General features: G+C 68.0%; 4 protein-coding genes and 1 pseudogene. 2 read left to right on the top strand and 3 right to left on the bottom strand.

What is annotated here, in order from left to right; translation table 11 throughout:
• The 3 genes from HMPREF1138_RS11125 to modA all read right to left on the bottom strand — a co-directional run.
• On the bottom strand, positions 1 to 693 hold a 693-nt coding region (locus tag HMPREF1138_RS11125; RefSeq protein ID WP_009057987.1), incomplete at its 3' end, for a DDE-type integrase/transposase/recombinase.
• A gap of 404 nt (positions 694 to 1,097) precedes the next feature.
• A complete protein-coding gene (locus HMPREF1138_RS07000) occupies positions 1,098 to 3,314 on the bottom strand; it encodes an ABC transporter permease (protein WP_009057988.1) in 2,217 nt (738 codons plus the stop codon).
• Between the two features lie 9 nt (positions 3,315 to 3,323).
• A complete protein-coding gene (modA, locus tag HMPREF1138_RS07005) occupies positions 3,324 to 4,121 on the bottom strand; it encodes a molybdate ABC transporter substrate-binding protein (protein WP_009057985.1) in 798 nt (265 codons plus the stop codon).
• A 334-nt stretch (positions 4,122 to 4,455) separates the two neighbouring features.
• Between modA and HMPREF1138_RS07010 the strand changes: the two genes are divergently transcribed.
• Both HMPREF1138_RS07010 and HMPREF1138_RS11130 read left to right on the top strand, forming a co-directional pair.
• The gene (locus HMPREF1138_RS07010) at positions 4,456 to 4,968 is read left to right on the top strand and encodes a molybdopterin-binding protein (RefSeq protein WP_009057984.1); all 513 of its coding nucleotides are present in this window, start codon (positions 4,456 to 4,458) and stop codon (positions 4,966 to 4,968) included.
• A 473-nt stretch (positions 4,969 to 5,441) separates the two neighbouring features.
• A pseudogene (locus tag HMPREF1138_RS11130) lies at positions 5,442 to 5,587 on the top strand (IS256 family transposase); the annotation flags it as partial.

The following is a 5,587-nucleotide window of genomic DNA, read 5'->3' on the forward strand; positions in this document are numbered from 1 at the left end:
TGCACCCGATCCGTAGGCATTACACCCCTTCTGTTCGGGTGCAGCGCCACATAACGGGTGCAGCGCCACGTAACGGGTGCAGCGGCCCTCGCGCTGTTTGTCTAGTCCTGGGTTTTGCGGAGGCTTGTTGAGGCCGCTTCCTTTCGTGTTGTTGTGTGTTGGTTTTCTGCTTGTTGTGGTGTGATGCCGCCCAGGGCGAGGTGGGGGCGGCGGGTGTTGTACCAGTGGACCCAGGCGGCGGTTTCGCGCTCGACCTCGCGCCGATCGCGCCACGGGCGCGTAGCCGGGGCGCGCCTCGTTGTCGATCAGTTCTGCTTTGTACAAGGAGTTCAACGCTTCGGCCAAGGCGTTATCGTAGGAGTCACCGGTCGAACCCACCGAAGCTACTGCCTGGCAACGGGCGAGAGCTTGCCCGTAGCGCACGTCGCGGTATTGGACGCCTCGGTCGGAGTGGTGCACGACCCCACGAGCGTCAATACCATCGCGGCGACGTTGGTAGATCGCCATGTTCAACGCGTCCAGGGCCACGTCGGCATGCAGCGAGGACGCGACTTTCCAGCCCAAGATTTTACGCGAGCACACGTCGGTGACGAAGGAGACGTAGACCCAGCCAGCCTGGGTTGGCACGTAGGTGTCCGCGACCCACAACTCGTTGAGATCATGGGCCCCGAAATGCCGATTGACCAGGTCCAAGGGGCATGCATGGCGCGGCGCTGGGGCTGACATGGCGGGTCCGACGCCGACTCACGCCACGAATGCCCATACGCCGCATCAGCAAGCCGAAAAGTCGCTACAAAACCAACACGTTTTGTCCATCCTTCAAGTTGGCTCCCACCAACTTCAATACCGACTTTCCCGCACCAGCAAGCCGAAAAGTTGCGACAAAACCAACACGTTTTGTCCTTTAACCCTCGCAGGCTCACGCAACTCCATCGAATACTGACGCTGACCAGATCCAATCCGGCCTAGGACACTCTCCACAACACCCGGGACAGCTCAGGTTAACGTGCGACGCCCACGGCCCATCCGCCGCTGGTTAAGCGCGTGACAGCACCTCACAAGGCCCCACATCCGCAGATCCGAGGCACACGCGCCGTTCACGAGCCCGCCGCGACGCGAATCGCCCGGACCTGGGTGGCTTTGACGCTCACCCAGAGGGAATCACCAACGCCGAGGCCTAGGCCGGCCCACCCGGAGGCGGTGACGCGGGCGCTCACCGAGACTCCCCCCGCGAGCGCGACGCGCACGCTCACGAGGGAGCCGTCGACGTCGACGCCCGCAACAACGCCGGGCAGGACGCTGCGCGGCGAGGCGTGGGATTCCTCGCGGGAGAGGGCCACGGCCTCGGGCGGGAAGGTCAGCGCGACGCGAGCGTGTTCACCGGCGGGGCTGGAGGGAAGGGGTTCGGGGCTGCCAGCATCCGCGCCAGGCGCGGCGTCAGCGCCTTCACGGCCAGCACGCGCGGCGTCAGCGCCGCCAACACCAGAGGCGCCGCCGCCAGGCACACCCCTAGCATCCGCGCCAGGCACGGCGTCAGCGCCTTCACGGCCAGCCCCCGCGGTCTCGGTCTCACTCTCGGGCGAGTCCGCGGCCGCCCACAGCGCTCCCTCACCGACGCGCACGCCCACCAGGCCGGGTTGGACGACGGCGGGGCCGGCGACGATGTTGAGGCCAGCCAAGCGCGCGGCGAACACGGACGTGGGCGAGGCGAGCACGCGGGCGGGCGAACCCTCCTCGACGACGCGCCCCTCCCCCATGACGATCATGTGGGAGGCGAGGGCCAGGACCTCGGCGATGTCGTGGGAAACGAGCAGGGTCGTGATCCCCGCGCCCATCAGGCGCTGGCGCAGGACGGCGGAGACCTGGGCGGTCGCCTCGACGTCGAGGGCAGCCGTGGGCTCGTCGAGAATGAGCACCTCGGGCCGGAAGACGAGCGCCCGAGCGATGGCGACGCGCGCGGCCTGGCCACCGGACAGATCGGAGGCTCGCCGGTATGCCAGGTCCTCGATGCCCACGGCCCGCAGCTGCTCGAGGGCGGCCTCCCGGGCCTCAGCTCGCCCGACGCCGCGCGCGCGCAGCGGGAACGCGACGTTGGCAACCACGCTCATGTGGGTGAAGATGCGCGGGGCCTGAGAGACCATGGCGACACGTCGCCTGCGCGCGGGCACGAAGGTGGCGGCGTCGTCGACGACTCGCTCCCCGATGCTCACGGCCCCGCCGTCCACGCGCAGGGTCCCGGCGATCACCTGAGCGAGGGTGGACTTTCCGGCGCCGTTGTGGCCGACGACGGCCGTCACGAGGCCGGGGCGCAGCCGCGCGTCCGCCGCCCAGCAGCGCTCAGTCACGGTCCCGGCAACGTGGACGGCAGCGCCCGCCACGCCCGCAGCATCGTCATCCGAGGCGTCGAGGCCGCATCCGGGATCAGCCGCCGCTGATCCCGCGGCGCGAGCACCTAAGGCAACCCCGGGCGCAGGGCCGCGCCCCGGCCTCGTCGATGACAGGCGCGCGCGCAGGAACGAGACAGCACGCCCCCACGGTGTTTCGGTGAGCGCGACGACGAGCGCGGCGACGCCGAGGAGGACGACGCCGAGCGCGAGGGCCAGGTCCGCGTCGGACTCGCGGGCCAGGTAGATCTGAAGGGGCATCGTGCGGGTGACGCCCTGCATGGAGCCCGCGAAGGTGAGGGTGGCGCCGAATTCGCCGAGGCAGCGGGCCAGCGCGAGGGCCGCGCCGCGCCCGAGGCCGGGCAGGACCGTGGGCAGCGTGATCTGCCAGAAGACGCGCGAGGGCGAGGCGCCCAGGGAGGAGGCCATCTCGTCGAGCCCCTGTTCGCGGGAGCGCAGCGCGGATTCGAGGGTGACGATCAGGAAGGGCAGGGAGACGAAAACTTGCGCGATGATGACCGCGGTCGTCGTGAACGCGATGTCGAGGCCGGCGCCGCTCAGCAGAGCGCCCAACGTCGAGCGCCTGCCGAAGGCCGCGAGGAGCGCGATGCCGGCGACGACGGGCGGCAGTGAGAGGGGCAGTGCGACGAGGATGCGGGCGGCGCGCACGCCGCGCCACGGGCGGGACAGGAGGAGGGCCGCCGGGACTCCGAGGAAGAGGTCCACACCGAGGGCCACGGCGCAGGTGCGCAGGGAGAGCGCGAGGGCGGCGGAGGCCTCGTCGGTGGCGAGGGTCGCGCCGAGGGCGGCCCAGTTGACGCGCCCCAGCATGAAGGCGAGGGGCAGGACCAGGAAGCACAGGGCGAGCGCGCCGAGGCCCCCCGCCCAGATGGGCAGGGGGCTGACGGCGGGTGTCTTCCGCGATTTCACGGGTCGATGTTACTTCGCGGTGGGCGTGAAGCCTGCCTCTTCGAGGATGGCCTGCCCGCCGGTCGAGAGGACCAGGTCGATCCACTTCTGGCCGTAGTCCTTCTTGGTGGAGGCGCTTACGAGGGCGATCGGGTATTTGTTGACGGCCTCGTCGGCGCCCTGGATGGCGACGGTGTCGACGGCGTCGCCTTCGGCGAGGGCGTCGGTCTTGTAGACGATTCCGGCGTCGGCCTGGCCGGAGGAGACCTTGCCGCGCACGTCGGTGACGGACTGCTCCTCGGAGACGGGGTGCAGGGTGACGCCGAGAGCGTCGGTGAGGGTCTTGGTGAGCTTGCCGCAGGGGACCTCGGGCGCGCAGATGACCAGCTTGACGCCGTCGAGTGAGGAGTCGAGGCCGGTGACGCCCGCGGGGTTGCCGGGCGTCGTGATGAGGGTCAGGGTGTTGGTGACGAAGATGGTCTGTTCGTCGACCTGGGAGGCGTCGGCGGCCTTCTTCATGGTGGATTCGTTGGCTGTGGCCAGGACATCGACGTCGGCTCCCTCACTGAGCTGGGCGACCAGGTCCTGGGAGCCCGCGTAGTTGATGCGGACGTCGACCTCGGGGTTGGCGGCCTCGAAGTCGGTTTCGAGCTCGCTGAAGGTTTCGGTCAGGGAGGCGGCGGCGTAGACGTTGAGGACGACCTCGCGGTCGGGCACCTGGGAATCGTCGGACGAGGCCGTGGCCTCGGGGGTGGGGGCGCCGCCCGAGCAGGCGGCCAGGGCAAGGGCGGCGGCGCCCAAGACGGGGAGGAGGCGTAGGGAGCGCACGGGCATCTCCTTTTGAGAGGGGATCGAACGTGCTTAATCTAACAAGAGGAGCGACGGTGGGCAACAGGCCGGAGCGAGCATGTCGCAAGCGCCCACAAGCGGCCGCATATTGGGATAAACCGGCTCCTCAATTTACCTGGGGACGTCCATACTAAATGGGCGCTTGGTGCTTTCAGGGGGACCGGCGAGCGCCCACCAGGCGCGCACCTCACGCACACCCGAGCATTTACCTCGGATGGTGCGAGCACTAATTCCTCGCCTCTTCGACCACTCGCACCCGCATCCTCGGGACTAGGATCACATTTGTACTCACCGCAGACACACGGAGGATCCCATGCCCAAGCCCGTCGACTACAACCTCGGCCAGATCAACGCCCACATCATCGCTTATTCGGACCGCGTGCAGCGCGGCACGAAGGAAGATCGGGCGACCCCCGCGTGCGTCGGCGCGTTGACCGCGGCGGGCCTGGGCCAGGTGACGATGGCCGCGATTCCCGAAAGCGCCGACATCCTCGAGACGGAGATCCGCGACGCGCTCGAGGCCGGCGCCCGTTTCGTCCTGGTCCTGGGCGGCTCGGGCTTCGGCGTGGGCAACTACGCGCCCGAGGTGGTCCGTTCCCTCATCGAGGTCGAGATCCCCGGCATCGCCGAGCAGATCCGCGCCCACGGCCTGACCAACACCCCCCTGTCGGGCCTGTCCCGCGAGGTCGTCGGCGTGACGGCACGGGACTCGTCGGGGGCTCTCATTATTTCCTCGCCGGGTTCGCGCGGCGGCGCGCTCGACACTCTCGAGGTGGTCACTCCTCTGTTGGGCGCGATCTTCCACCAGCTCGACGAGCCCCGCTGACCCCTCCTCCCCCTCCCCTCCCCCTCAACGTCGCACGTAATTTGGGTCACCTCACTTTTGTAAGGCATCAAGAAAACCGCAGAATCTCAACGATGCGATTTCAAGGTTTGAAAGGTTTCCATGGGAATTACGTGCGACATTTGTGGGGAACCATGCCGGAGGCGCGTGGGGAGCCACACGAGGTCTCGGCCGGGTCAAGCACGAGGTCTCGGCGGGGTCACGCGCGAGGCCGCGCACGCCACGGCCGAGGCGGAGTCGTTGAAGTAGTAGCGGTTGCCCGAGGGGCCGTCATGGGAGGCCTTTCACGCAGGAATGGTTTCCCCACAGTACAACCGACAAGCGCTGCCCACAGTAGTGTCCCGCATAGTGGTGTAACCGTGTGGTGGTCGGCCCGTTTGATATGGGTGCGGTCACCGTGTGATCCTTCGAGAAAGCTCTCTAGTTCTGACTCGAAACGATTTGGAGGCACAACGATGACCGCTCCTCATATTATCGACCCTGCTGGCCTGCTTGGCGAGGCGTTGTCCCAGGCATCCCCGGATTTGATGCGTTCCTTGCTCCAGCACGTGATTAACGCGTTGTTATCAGCGGACGCTGATGCGGTGTGCGGGGCCCAGTG

Origin of the sequence: Actinomyces sp. ICM58, assembly GCF_000283035.1 — a bacterium.
Lineage (GTDB): Bacteria > Actinomycetota > Actinomycetes > Actinomycetales > Actinomycetaceae > Pauljensenia.

Excerpts from the sequence above, each read along its gene's own strand:
- HMPREF1138_RS07010 (WP_009057984.1), top strand. The coding sequence starts at position 4,456 with ATGCCCAAGCCCGTCGACTACAACCTCGGCCAGATCAACGCCCACATC.